Here is a 12,690-nt window from a genome sequence, read left to right as displayed (position 1 = left end):
CAAGCTGCCTTTATTGCTTCCTACTATGACCCTGTATTTTCTACCTACTATCAACAAAAACGAGCAGAGGGTAAGCATCACAAAGTAGCTGTCGGAGCAGTTGCCAGAAAACTATGCCATACCATTCATGCAGTCTTAAAAAACAATACACCATATGAAATCAGACAATAAAAACTAATCTCATATGATTTTAGGCTTGTGAAAACAGGTCTTTTTGTTATGCATAAATTTACATCTGATATTCAAAAACTTTTTCACTTACCTATTGACTTTTAATAGTTGGTCTTTCTACAGTCTTCGGAAGTGGTGCTACAAAAGTAAAAAGCATTATCCCACCTTGTTCTTCTCCTACCTTCCTTAACCCCAACACCGCCAAAAGTACCAAGGTCAAAGGTGATATTTTTAATCCCCTTACGTTACTTGCTCATAACCTCATTGCCACTACGTGGTATTTTAACAGGAGCCCTAACTCCTGCCAAAACAGGCTAGTCCTTACCCTCCGATTCAGAATGGGGGACTTCCCTGATGAGGTTAAAAAAGTAACTTGGATGATTTTCTTAGTCTCTGAATTGGTCTTTATCATCCTCTATAAGATAATCTACAAAAATATTCACCATCTCTTCGACTTTTATATTCGCAAACAACTCATAAACTTATACTGGACTTGACATAAGAATAGTTTCAAAAATGAAACGCTATTTTTTACATATATAGTATATCATATCATATGTTTAAGTCTTCTTAAACAACTATTTCTCCGCAATCCATTTATATAAAAATCAGGGTAATATGCCGAAAACAAAGGTTCTTTTATTATTGTATGACAAAGCCGAGCTTTCATCTCGACTTTGCCTTGTGAATAATTATTATTCACTTCTAAGTGCTGAAACCAGATCTTTTCTAGCCGCTTTTTTCGCAGGAATAAAACCTCCAATTAATGTAAGGATTACACTTAATGCTATAAGAATAACTGCGCTAATCGCTGGTAATGTTGCATTTACCTCCGCAGAACCTAAAAGGGAACGAAGAAGTGCATTACATGGAATTAAAATTAAGCAGGATATTCCAACCCCCAGTGTACCGGATAATAATCCTACGATTCCTGTTTCTGCATTGAACACCTGTGAAATATTGTGTTTTGATGCTCCAATGGCACGTAGAATACCAATTTCCTTTGTGCGTTCCAAAACAGAAATATAGGTAATAATACCAATCATAATAGAAGAAACAATCAACGATACTGCCACGAATGCAATTAAAACATATGAAATCACATTAATAATGGTTGTTATGGAGGACGTCATTATAGCAACGAAATCTGTATAGGTAATTTGATATGCTTCTTCCACTGAAGAATTATACTCAGTTATAAAATCTCCAATGGCTTCCTTTGCTTCAAAAGTGTCTGCATAGATACTAATTGAAGAAGGAGCGTCTAAACTAACAAAACCAAATGCACTCATATTACTGTCATAACTTCCCACCGAAATATAATTATCATATAGCATCAAAAACACTTCATCATCTGCTGATGAAAAATACTCATCTGCCATAGCAGCTAATTGTACTTCTCCTAAACTTGCAATTCCTTGTAATTGCTCCGGATTATTGGCATACATCTTAGCAGCAAGTTCGCTCCATAATTTAGCCTTATCTGAAACACCCAATTTTTCAATGTAATTCCTGGCATCTGCAACACGTGCAGCATCTTCCTCAGGTGCAAATTCCATACCGTTTAAAACATTCACTTCTTTATTTGCCAACTGTGCGGCTACAACCTCACTATTATTGGCATAGTCAATGATATAATCCGTTAATGCATTGGTATATCCAATGGCACTGGTTATATTGGCATTCTTTGCTTCTTCCATTGGACGAATGACACCTGTAACATGTAATGTGATTGCATCCTTTAACAAGGTTTCCAGTTTTAGTTTATCACCTTTTACACTGTGGAACGTTCCATCTTCATTTTTCACATAATAGTCACACGCCGGTATGAGATAAAATTCTTGCTGACAGATTTCATCGTAACTATAATGAAAGGTCTCCACTTCAAACTCTTCTCCTGTTTCCATACTTTTCATAATTGCATCATATTGTTCCGTTGGAATAAGGCCAAGGGCATAAAGTGCTGTTGTTGGAATTTCATTGTTTTGATCTAATACCAGTACTACCTCATCATAATTTTGAGGCCATGCTCCGTATAGTAAATCATAACTATCCTTCACCACGCTGCTTACCAAATCACCTTCTGTTCCCGGAAGCATTTCACCAAAGGTCTGGGAAGAACCCATACCTCCAGCAGGTACCATACTCCTCATACTATCTTGAAACTGTCCTAGAGCACCAGATGTACTTGAAGTTTCAGGTTTTAGTGAAAACGCATTGGTATTGGTGTCGATTATTGTATCATCCGCATTCTTTGCATATACATCAAATGCCACATCGTATGAATATTTTACACCATTTTTACCAAGTTGCTCTCTAATTTTATTATTTTCATCATCCAAATACTTTTTAAATTCCGTCAGATTATTCTCTGTAAAACTAGATGTTAACCGATTCACCATCTCTAAAGAACTACTATTGGAATAAACGGAGTCTAAATCATGTGAGACTTCTTTTTTTATACGGCCTCCCATCATCTCTTCGCCCATAATGCTGCTCAAATCTATAGACTGGGCTTCAATTGTTATGGGATAGGAAGCCATAGTATCTCTTTGAATGTTTTCTATATACTCATTCACCCCATTAGAAAACGATAAAATCAAGGCAATCCCTATAATACCAATAGACCCGGCAAAAGCTGTTAGGAACGTTCTCCCTTTTTTGGCCCGTAAATTGTTGAAGCTTAAAGATAACGATGTTTTAATCTTCATCGAGGTTTTTCCCATATTTTTGTGCACTGCCTTGGGAGTACTTTCTGGATTGACATGAAATGGTTTCGTATCTCCCACAATATTCCCATCCTTTAATTTTACAATTCGAGTAGCATACTCTTCTGCAAGTTCCGGGTTATGGGTTACCATGATTACAAGACGGTCTTTTGCTACCTCTTTAAGTAAATCCATAACTTGAATACTGGTTTCTGTATCCAATGCCCCGGTTGGCTCATCCGCTAATAAAATATCCGGATTATTTACCAAGGCTCTTGCGATGGCAACACGCTGCATTTGTCCACCAGAAAGTTGGCTTGGTTTTTTATGAAGCTGTGTCCCAAGGCCAACTTTCTCAAGAGCTTCCTTGGCCCGATCCTTACGTTCCCTCTTGGAAATTCCCGATATGGTAAGTGCCAATTCCACATTAGATAAGATAGTCTGATGAGGAATTAAGTTGTAACTTTGGAACACAAATCCGATTGTATGATTGCGGTATGAGTCCCAGTCTCTGTCTTTGTATTTTTGTGTGGATATGTTATTAATTATCAAATCACCGGAATCATAATGATCCAGACCACCTATGATGTTTAATAATGTTGTTTTTCCTGATCCGCTTGGGCCAAGAATGGCAACAAACTCGTTATCACGAAAGTTTAAATTTACTTTATTAAGTGCTGTTTGCACCAAATCACCAGTTATATATTGTTTCGATATTTTTTTAATTTGTAACATTATAATCTGTCCTCCTATTTAAGCCGCATCAAATTGACTATTATACAGTTCTGCATAGAATCCGCCTTGTTCCATTAATTCCTTATGGCTTCCGCTCTCTATGATATCCCCATCTTTCATAACTAGAATCAAATCCGCATTTTTAATTGTTGACAGCCTATGGGCAATGATAAATGATGTACGTCCTTTCATTAACTCATCCATGGCATTTTGAATAATTAACTCTGTACGAGTATCTACAGAACTTGTAGCTTCATCAAGAATTAACATTGGCCGGTCTGCAATCATGGCTCTCGCTATTGTAAGTTGTTGTTTTTGTCCTGCCGATAGATTCACCTGATCATTTAACACCGTATCATACCCATGTGGAAGGGTACGTATAAAATGATGCAGCCCAACTGCTTTACATGCATCTTCTAACCTTTGCTCAGAAACATTTTCTGTAGAATATACCAGATTTTCACGTACCGTTCCTTCAAAAACCCAGGTATCTTGAAGTACCATACAAAATTGTTCATGAACATCCTCACGTGATAGCTGATGAATTGGAATATTATCAATCTTAATTGTACCACTTTGTATTTCATGGAAACGCATTAAAAGATTTACAATGGTAGTTTTCCCTGCTCCAGTTGGGCCAACAATTGCAACTTTCTGACCTGGCTTGGCGGAAACCGAGAAATCATTAATAATTGTTTTATCTGACCCTTCATAACCAAAATGTACATGTTCAAAATCAACCTTGCCTTGTACCTTTTCAAGCTTTCTTGTCTTTGTCGACTCATCTTCCATTTCTTCCCCTTCAAGGAATTCAAACACACGCTCTCCTGCTGCTGCCGCCGATTGTAAAGACTGGGCAGCTTGTGCAAGCTGACTTAATGGTTGTGTAAAATATCTTACATATAATATAAAGGCTACGATCACTCCAAAGGAAATGGTTTTATTCATTACAAGAACGGCACCAACTACACAAACTGCCACATAACCGAAGTTACCAATAAAGGACATCAGAGGCATCATTAACCCTGATAAACATTGGGCCATAAAATTACTTTCTCGAAGTTCATTATTTAAATAAGCAAATGTCTTTCTTGCTTTCGCTTCACCATTATAAGCTTTTACAATGGTATGTCCAGCATAGATTTCTTCAATATGTCCATTGATTTCACCCAGATGCTGTTGCTGACGTACAAAATATTTTTGTGATTTTCCCATTATAAGCATCATCAATACAAATCCAATAAAAGTTGCAGCAATTGCTGTTATTGTCATGATTACATTGGTCTTTAACATCATAATTAACGATCCAAGTAATAAAGTAATTGCAGAAACTAATGTCCCCACACTTTGATTCAGAGACTGTCCAATGGTATCCACGTCATTAGTTACACGGGATAGCACATCTCCTGTTGTAGTCTTATTATAGAACCACATGGGCAAACGATTAATCTTAACAGAAATATCTCCACGTAACTGCTTCGATACTTTTTGTGTAATAGTAGCCATCACCATACCTTGTATTAATGACAACAGAAAGCTAAGTCCGTAAAATACAACCAATGTCAGACCAATTCTGGCAACACCATCTAAATCAATTCCAGTCACAATTCCTTTTGTAATCAGGTCCGTAAGTTCTGATAATTTGTCAGGACCAACTAGGGTTAACACAGTACCCATAACTACACAAATTAATGCAATTACTATAGCTGGCCAATATTTTTTACAATATTGAATTAACTTTACCCATGTTGTTTTAAATTGTTTGGCTTTCTCACCACCGCCGCCCATACCTGATCCCGGTGGTCCCATTTGTTTTTTATGATTAGATTGCCCTAATTTAAATTCTTCCTTTTGACTCACGCTAACTCCTCCTTCGATAATTGTGAAAACGCAATTTGTTGATACACCTCACATGTTTTCATTAATTGTTCATGTGTACCAATTCCCACTACCCCTCCTTCATCAAGTACTACAATCTTGTCTGCATCACGAACGGTTCCAATGCGTTGTGCTACAACCAGTTTGGTAGCATCTGGGCACTCAAGTTTTAGTGCATCACGTAATTTACGGTCTGTCTTATAATCCAGTGCTGAGAAGGAATCATCAAAAATAAAGATTTCCGGATGTCTACAAATGGCTCGGGCAATGGAAACTCTTTGTTTTTGTCCACCAGATAAATTAGCACCTCCTTGTGCTACAAAGCTATCATAGCTATCTTCTTTTGCTTCTACAAATTCAGCTGCCTGGGCAGTATTAACTGCCTCTATAATATCAGTGGCAAGAAATCCATCCTTCCCATTATCTCCAAAAGCAACATTAGATCTGATAGTTCCTCCAAATAACGTTGCTTTTTGGGATACATACCCGATTTTATTACGAAGTGCGTATTGGCTATATTCCTTAACATTAATTCCGTCTACTAAAACTTCCCCTTCGGTTACATCATAAAAACGTGGTATTAAATTCACTACCGTACTTTTACCACATCCGGTGGAACCGATAAACGCCACCGTTTCCCCCTTTTTTGCAGTGAAACTTACATTACGTATTACATAATCCTCTGCGTCTGGATACTTAAAACCTACGTTTTTGAATTCCACTTCACCTTTACATTTTGTTTTTGAAGATGTAATCTGCCCGTCTACTATTGTTGGTTCTGTATCTAATACTTCCAGAATACGTTTCCCGGAAACAGAAGCACGAGGTAACATTATAAAAATCATAATCAGCATCATAAATGCCATAACTACTTGCATTGCATAAGAGGAGAAAACTACCATATCTGAAAACAACGTCATTTTCTCCATCATGCCAGCTTCTTGAATCAAAATCGCTCCCACCCAATAAATTGCCAAGGATAAACCGCTCATTATTAACTGAATACTTGGCAGCATTATAGCCATTACACGGTTGGCATATAAATTTGCTCCGGTTAACTCTGTATTTGCCTTTTCAAATTTACGGCCTTGATATTCTTCTGCATTATATGCACGAACAACCCGAAGACCAGTAAGATTCTCTCTGGTTACCCGGTTCAGATCATCCGTTAAATTTTGAAGTTGCTTGAACTTAGGCATTGCTAAAATTACACAACAACCAACAATTACTACCAGGAACAATACCGCAAGTGCTGTTGTCAATGTCCATTGCCAGCTCTTTCCATGAATTTTCATAATTGCCCATACTGCCAGAATAGGTGCTTTGATCATAGCTTGTAAGCCCATTACAACAACCATTTGCACTTGTGTAATATCGTTGGTGGATCTTGTGATCAAACTGGATGTAGAAAATCTATTGATTTCTTCCATGGTAAAGGACTGTACCTTATCAAACAGATGCCCTCTTAGTCTGGCACCAAAATTGGAAGCAACTTTTGCAGCTAATGCAGCAACAATGACAGAACCAACAAGACTTCCCAATGCACATAGTAACATCTTTCCTCCTGCAATTAAGATTTCAGCCATTGTGCTGCCTTCGGTCTGTACCAACATTGTAATTTCACTCATATAATCTGGTAATTTTAGATCCAGCCATACCTGTGCTATAATAAACACAAGACTGATTCCTATAAAGGACCATTCTTTTTTTGTTAAATTTTTAAATAATTTAATCATAAGATTCCCCTTTCTGTAAGCAGGGGTATCATATCCCATAAAGAGAAACTGAATCTAAACTAAACATGAATTTATATCAGGACATAAAAAAAGAGCAACTGTCCAAAACAATCACTCTAATCAATAAATTATAACACTCTATTGGGTAAAATAACAGTAAATTTCGTTTGCTCCTTTGAGCTATATACATCAATTTTCCCTTTATGAAGTTCTACAATTCGTTTTGCAATGGACAAACCGATTCCCGTACCTTCCGATGCATGAGAGGTATCCCCTTGCCAGAATTTATCATAAATACGGTTAATTTCCTCCTGACTCATCTCTGGCCCATGGTTAATGATGGATACCATAAACAATTCCTGTTCTTCTTTCAATTCAATCTCAATCTCACTATGATTTGGAGAAAACTTAATGGAATTATCCAAAATATTAATCCAAACTTGCTTTAATAATTCTTCACATGCTTCAATATAATACTCATTAAATTCTACAGTAATTGAGATTCCTTTTTGCATCCATTTATTCTCCAACATTAATACACTATTTCGCAATTGCTCCGAAAGATTAAATTTCGAAATATCCGTTAAAATGCTTTGATACTCAACTTTGGTCAAATTAAGTACATTGGTTGCCATCTCAGAAAGTCTGGTAGATTCCTCCACAATAATATTTAAATACTCTTTTTGCTTTTCTTTCGAAATGGTATCCCTTTGTAATAACTTGGCAAAACCGCAGATTGACACAATCGGTGTTTTAAATTCATGGGAAAAATTATTAACAAAATCAGAACGAAGCATCTCTGTATTTTCCAGTTCTTCTGCAAGTGTATTAAAACTATTGGATATGCCCTTGGCAAGGGATATATGTCCTAAATCTATTCGTGTTTGATACTTTCCATTGGCTAATTGATTCATGCCATGAATGATTGTATTGATTGGCTTTAAGGGTATACGGCTAAAAATAATAGCAACTACAGTCCCGGTCAATGTACTAGCAGATGCAAACCAAATAGTTGGGATCCAAATATTTGGTGCATTAAGGCTATCAATAAATTGTAGTTTATTTAACACTACCACAAAAATACCTACAATTAACATAGTAATCACCAATATCCCAAAAACCAAAATAGCAAATACTAAAGTCAATATCACTGGTGGTGGATTTTTCAGCTTCTTATGTTTTCTTATTAACTTTATCATACTAACTTCACCGCCTTATACCCTAACCCCCTTACCGACTCAATTTGAAATTCAGGCCAACCCTCAAATCTCCTCCGTAACCTACCAACGTGTACGGTTACAGTTTCCCAACCTGAGTCACTTTCTGTCCCCCAGATTTCATCCATAAGCTGAATCCTTGTAAATATCTTACCCGGATAAGATAATAATTTGAATAGAAGCTGGAACTCTTTTTGTGGAAGCACTTGTGTTTCTCCCTCCCGTGTTACAGATAGTGAGTCTTCATCAAGTACTACATTTCCAATCATTATTTTTCGTTCACTAGTAATTTTAGCACGACGTAACAGGGCTTTAATCCGTAGTACCATTTCCTCTGCATCCACTGGTTTTGTCATAAAATCATCGGTTCCCACCTGAAATCCTTTTTTTCGATCAGCAGGAAGTTGTTTCGCCGAAACCATTAATATAGGAAGTTCATTTTGTACGCTACGCAAAATCTCTGTTAATTCATAGCCATCCATCTTTGGCATCATAATATCTAACACGATTAAATCTATATGAGTTGTATCTAAAATATCCAAAGCTTCCACTCCATTGGAAGCTGTAAATACAATATACTGTTCTTCTTCTAACACTGCTTTCATGAATCTTCTCGTATTTTTGTCATCCTCTACAACAAGAATATGAACCATGCTCATCACCTCGGTTTTATTATAACATATTTTTGTAAACTGATTCTAAACAAATTATTATAAGAAACAGTGCCATTAATACAAGTGCCCTTTTTACTCCATGGGCAAATTGTCCAATTTCACTATAAAATAGATACACCGAATATTCAAATCACTTATGATAGAAATCAAATTACGACTAACTATTGATTATGCTTAATTCTCATCTTCTATATAAATCTTATAACATCTCTGCTACATTTTAAACATATTCCTTTTTGAAGAATTCTCACATGATCACAGTGTACACTATAATCTTAGATTGTAGTAAATCCACGTTAAGCAATATACGTTATCGTGAGTATTTCTTTTACCTGTTCTGGTATCTGACTTCATTTTTCAATGCTTTGATATCAGATAATTGGCTGGATTGAGTAAAAGTATGATCATCAACATACTCCAGAAATATCTTCTCTTAAAACCACCTCTTGCATCTGTTTTTTTCCGTTTCGCTTCTAATTCTTTAATGGTATAACCTCGTGCCTTACATATAGAATATAAGACTTCTAGTACATCTGCCATTTCTTCCAAATTTTTATCTTTATTATATTCATTTTACTTCTTCACTCAGCTTTTTATCAAGTTCAACAATCCTCTGACAGTACATGATAAACAGCTTTTCTTCCGTCCTGCTCAACTATTTCAGGTATTTTATCCCTTACCAGTTTGTTATACTTTTTCAATCGTATATCCCTTCTTTCCCGGTGTCCATATTTCATGATATCCATTACATTTTGCCCAATAGTATATTAATCGTAATTTTTCATTTTTATAGGATGCAGAAATCTGACTGGCATTTTGTTCGATTATCATGTCATTTCTCTGAAACAGATTTTGATCATATTTTAGCTCTGATGGTTCATGATAAGAGTCAATATAACTTTAATGTCTAACTTTCCATGCTAATATTTTCTTTTCTGACTTTTATTTGCTGCAAAACTAATAATCTGAAAACATTTGATACAGTTCCTAGATATTATTAGATGTCAATTGCCTAAGTAATGTATCTCAGATAATTCAATTTGCTCTATTATTTTCTTCTACCTCTTTTGCTAAATCAATATAAGCCTGTTTTATTTGTTTTATTTGAGGTGATTCAATTAAAATACCTTTTTCCCAAGTTACTTCTGCCATTTTGTTGGATTTAGGAATTATCGTCGAAAACTCATTTACCCTTATATTCTCTTTCTGAATCATATTTTTAGTTTTGATATATAACCGTTGCAAGTCATCTTGAATTTTTGATTTTCCAACAAAAAGTCCAATGGAATTAAGCAACCAAATATTTTTCCTGTCTTTTTTTCTTTTTAAAATATTGGCTACATCCTCAATTCCATTAGGAGACCAAACATTATCACCCAATGGAATAATAATATTTTTTACAAAATTAAGAATCTCCTTTTGGTTTAATCCATCAGTTCCCCTACCACAGTCAATAATTATGTAGTCATATATTTTCTGATTAATTATCTCGCTTAATATCCTCTCCCAATCTGATTTCCCATATTGCTGTTCTTGTGCCAAACGGAACTGTTCCATTTCTTTTTTATAGATAAAATCCACTCCGCATGGCGTTTCATGAACATAAATTTGTTCATATACAGAAACATTATCTTCATTGACTTCATGTAGGCCTAAAAAATATTGTGCATTATCCAAAGAACCCAAACTTATACAAAGTACCTTTTTATTCAGTGCTTTTCTTAGTGCATATGCTAGTCCACCTGCAACTGTGGACTTTCCTACCCCACCCGCCGGATTAGCAATAGCAATAATACCTGAGTTTAACTCTTTTTCATTTTGCTCTATCAAAATATTCTGAAGTCTTAAACTTTTTTCTATTTCTTTATTCACATCTTTTACATCTGGATTATTCATGTCGGTTACTAAATTTAAAAACTCATCTATAGAGGACTGTATACTTTGAATTTCTTTCAAATTATTAATAACAGAAATAGCATTTTCCATTTTAAGCTGCCTTATTTGACGTTTTAAAAAGCAGTATTCGTTATTCCAATATTTAATATACACAATCTTTCCCGCCGGTTTATAAATATCAGTTGCATATAAAACCGGAAAAATCTTATTATGATAATCCTTTTCTTTCATCAGTTCCATTACTTCATACATACAATTAAAGGACTTTAAATAATTTTCCGTAATGATTAATATTGCATATTCCATATTCCGAATAGTTTTCATATATCCACGTATACTTTTCCAACTACTTATTTCTCTTATATCCCTTTTTATATTAATATTTGTATTCCTAAAATATAAATCAATTTCGTCGGCATAACAACTGTCCTTTTGACAATATGACAAAAAATGGAAACCATAATCTTCCTCCCCTATGTACCATGTTCTATTATCAACAAATCCCATTCTAAAATACTAAATTTTCGAGATTTTCAAAATACACCATTTTCAGAATCATCCGTAATACTCACCTCAAAGGGATAGCAGCTTGCCAATATCCAAATTTCCTTCAGGAAATCACTTAGGGAAACTGTTTGTAGTTTGTCTTGCTGTGCATGCCCTATATCTATATTCATCCCATCTCAATTTATCGTTCTTTGCCATCTTCCTCTATGTTGAGAAACTCTGGATGCTTATCTATCAATTCAAATACCCACGGCCGAATAAATCCTGGAAAACCCGAAACGCTTCCTAAACTTGTTCCTGCCGCTTTTGATATTACTCGAAATGTTTCTAATTTCTTGATCGTAGGATTTCGCGAATCAACTAAAATTGCGGTTTCTCTTTTATCGTAATATTTTTTGATGAGTGCTTTTTCACTTTTAGATAAATTTTTAAGTATGTATTTATATGTATCCTACGTTTTCTTTTTATCCCACGCTTGATTTATCTTTTTCCAAATGCATTTCGATGCATGTGACAAACAGAGTGAAATAGAGACAGACATAACTATAAAAATCCATAAGCTATATTGCTCTCTAAAAGTATCTATTTGAAAGGGGAGCCAATCACCTGGAAAAAATAATATAAACACACAGGCTACAGTTATCGCCCATGAAACCCTTGCCGAAATATTCAATAGTTTTGATATATCAAGCTTCAATGTATCTTCTCCTCTCATTTATTCTTCATCATCTTCTTTCTTGTATCTATCATATTTACCACTTTTTGTTCGCTCGTCTTCTGGCTTGTATGTGTTGGCAGGAATTAACCATGCGTTCCTATCTTATAAACACCCTCAATCCGTTCATTGCGACATATGGCAAATTCTTTAATAAAAAGGAATTCTATGATATCTGTCAGAATACAAAGTATTCAGAACAAAGAAAAGATTTCTTTAGTTGGATAAAAACAGCCGAATCATCGGGTATTACCGAATTTGAGAAATGTGCATCTACATATCGAAATTGGTCAAAAGAGATATTGAATGCGTTTAAATATGGGCTCACAAATGGACCAACAGAAGGATTTAATAACAAAATAAAGGTGCTTAAACGTAACTCTTTTGGAATCAAAAATTTCAGAAGGTTCCGAACCAGAATTTTACATTGTACTAGATAATTTTAAAGAGACT

At 35.2% G+C, this 12,690-nt stretch carries 8 protein-coding genes and 2 pseudogenes; 1 reads left to right on the top strand and 9 read right to left on the bottom strand.

Going from position 1 to position 12,690, the window contains the following annotated elements; translation table 11 throughout:
* Window positions 1-866: 866 nt before the first annotated feature.
* The 9 genes and pseudogenes from BM183_RS19995 to BM183_RS21745 form a co-directional block, all read right to left on the bottom strand.
* A complete protein-coding gene (locus tag BM183_RS19995; protein WP_091689306.1) occupies window positions 867-3,614 on the bottom strand; it encodes an ABC transporter ATP-binding protein/permease in 2,748 nt (915 codons plus the stop codon).
* Window positions 3,615-3,632: 18 nt separating this feature from the next.
* Window positions 3,633-5,423: an ABC transporter ATP-binding protein gene (locus tag BM183_RS19990; RefSeq protein ID WP_091689310.1), complete on the bottom strand. Its 1,791-nt coding sequence runs from the start codon at window positions 5,421-5,423 to the stop codon at window positions 3,633-3,635.
* Window positions 5,424-5,470: 47 nt separating this feature from the next.
* Window positions 5,471-7,228, bottom strand: a complete 1,758-nt coding sequence (locus tag BM183_RS19985; protein WP_091689304.1) for an ABC transporter ATP-binding protein — start codon at window positions 7,226-7,228, stop codon at window positions 5,471-5,473.
* 128 nt (window positions 7,229-7,356) lie between these two features.
* On the bottom strand, window positions 7,357-8,427 hold the full coding sequence (locus tag BM183_RS19980) for a HAMP domain-containing sensor histidine kinase (RefSeq protein WP_091689302.1): 1,071 nt from the start codon (window positions 8,425-8,427) through the stop codon (window positions 7,357-7,359).
* Entirely contained in the window at window positions 8,424-9,098 is a 675-nt protein-coding gene (locus BM183_RS19975) for a response regulator transcription factor (protein ID WP_091689300.1), read from the bottom strand. The genes BM183_RS19980 and BM183_RS19975 overlap by 4 nt, the downstream gene beginning before the upstream one ends.
* 378 nt (window positions 9,099-9,476) lie before the next feature.
* A complete protein-coding gene (locus tag BM183_RS21185; RefSeq protein ID WP_242961067.1) occupies window positions 9,477-9,659 on the bottom strand; it encodes a nucleoside triphosphate pyrophosphohydrolase family protein in 183 nt (60 codons plus the stop codon).
* A gap of 147 nt (window positions 9,660-9,806) precedes the next feature.
* Window positions 9,807-9,950, bottom strand: a complete 144-nt coding sequence (locus BM183_RS20875) for a hypothetical protein (RefSeq protein ID WP_170848100.1) — start codon at window positions 9,948-9,950, stop codon at window positions 9,807-9,809.
* 204 nt (window positions 9,951-10,154) lie between these two features.
* Window positions 10,155-11,522 carry an AAA family ATPase gene (locus tag BM183_RS19965; RefSeq protein WP_091689298.1) on the bottom strand — a complete coding sequence of 456 codons (1,368 nt, stop codon included), beginning with the start codon at window positions 11,520-11,522 and terminating at the stop codon, window positions 10,155-10,157.
* Between the two features lie 181 nt (window positions 11,523-11,703).
* Window positions 11,704-12,237, bottom strand: a pseudogene (locus tag BM183_RS21745) (super-infection exclusion protein B).
* Between the two features lie 155 nt (window positions 12,238-12,392).
* Between BM183_RS21745 and BM183_RS21555 the strand changes: the two are divergent.
* Window positions 12,393-12,677, top strand: a pseudogene (locus BM183_RS21555) (ISL3 family transposase); the annotation flags it as partial.
* Window positions 12,678-12,690: the final 13 nt, after the last annotated feature.

Source organism: Anaerocolumna aminovalerica (genome assembly GCF_900115365.1).
Classification (GTDB): Bacteria; Bacillota; Clostridia; order Lachnospirales; family Lachnospiraceae; genus Anaerocolumna; species Anaerocolumna aminovalerica.
The sequence above is the reverse complement of the archived record's forward strand: the minus strand, read 5'-3'. Positions and strand labels throughout refer to the sequence as shown.

What these genes read in the sequence shown, in the direction of transcription:
- BM183_RS21185 (WP_242961067.1), bottom strand. Translation starts at nt 9,659, where the DNA reads ATGGCAGATGTACTAGAAGTCTTATATTCTATATGTAAGGCACGAGGT.
- BM183_RS19980 (WP_091689302.1), bottom strand. Translation starts at nt 8,427, where the DNA reads ATGATAAAGTTAATAAGAAAACATAAGAAGCTGAAAAATCCACCACCA.
- BM183_RS19990 (WP_091689310.1), bottom strand. Translation starts at nt 5,423, where the DNA reads ATGGGACCACCGGGATCAGGTATGGGCGGCGGTGGTGAGAAAGCCAAA.
- BM183_RS19965 (WP_091689298.1), bottom strand. Translation starts at nt 11,522, where the DNA reads ATGGGATTTGTTGATAATAGAACATGGTACATAGGGGAGGAAGATTAT.
- BM183_RS19975 (WP_091689300.1), bottom strand. Translation starts at nt 9,098, where the DNA reads ATGGTTCATATTCTTGTTGTAGAGGATGACAAAAATACGAGAAGATTC.
- BM183_RS19985 (WP_091689304.1), bottom strand. Translation starts at nt 7,228, where the DNA reads ATGATTAAATTATTTAAAAATTTAACAAAAAAAGAATGGTCCTTTATA.
- BM183_RS19995 (WP_091689306.1), bottom strand. Translation starts at nt 3,614, where the DNA reads ATGTTACAAATTAAAAAAATATCGAAACAATATATAACTGGTGATTTG.
- BM183_RS20875 (WP_170848100.1), bottom strand. Translation starts at nt 9,950, where the DNA reads ATGATAATCGAACAAAATGCCAGTCAGATTTCTGCATCCTATAAAAAT.